Origin of the sequence: Bacteroides sp. 51 (assembly GCF_010500965.1) — a bacterium.
Taxonomy (GTDB): Bacteria; Bacteroidota; Bacteroidia; order Bacteroidales; family Bacteroidaceae; genus Bacteroides.
In genome coordinates, this window is the sequence record NZ_QVMI01000117.1 from 1 (window position 1) to 371 (window position 371).

Consider the following 371-nt stretch of genomic DNA (forward strand, 5'->3'; position numbering starts at 1 on the left):
GTCCGGCCAAGCAGACGACACAAACAGCATCACAGGACGTTCCCGCCAAAACCACGGCCGCAGACGGCCTCACTGCGGCTGTGGTCTCCACACCATCCGCGGCGTCCACATCATCCGCGGCGACCGCGGCTCTGGCCGCGACCAAAACGGCCGTCACGGCCGTGAAAGAGGGGACGGCTTATTTGGACTATGTGCAAGGTGGTAGTGGGATTGATTATGACTTTGGTGATAATGCCCGTGAACTTCGTAAGATCCATGAGTTAATCGAATCTATCCAGCAGAACCCGTATGCACGGATCACGGGAATCTCCCTGGTGGGCTATGCCTCACCCGAAGGGTATGCTACGGACAATATCCTGCTCTCGGCCGAC

The 371-nt window shown here is 58.0% G+C and carries 1 pseudogene; it reads left to right on the forward strand.

The features are described 5' to 3' along the window. Positions 1–161 precede the first annotated feature (161 nt). Positions 162–371, forward strand: a pseudogene (locus tag D0T87_RS23780) (hypothetical protein); the annotation flags it as partial.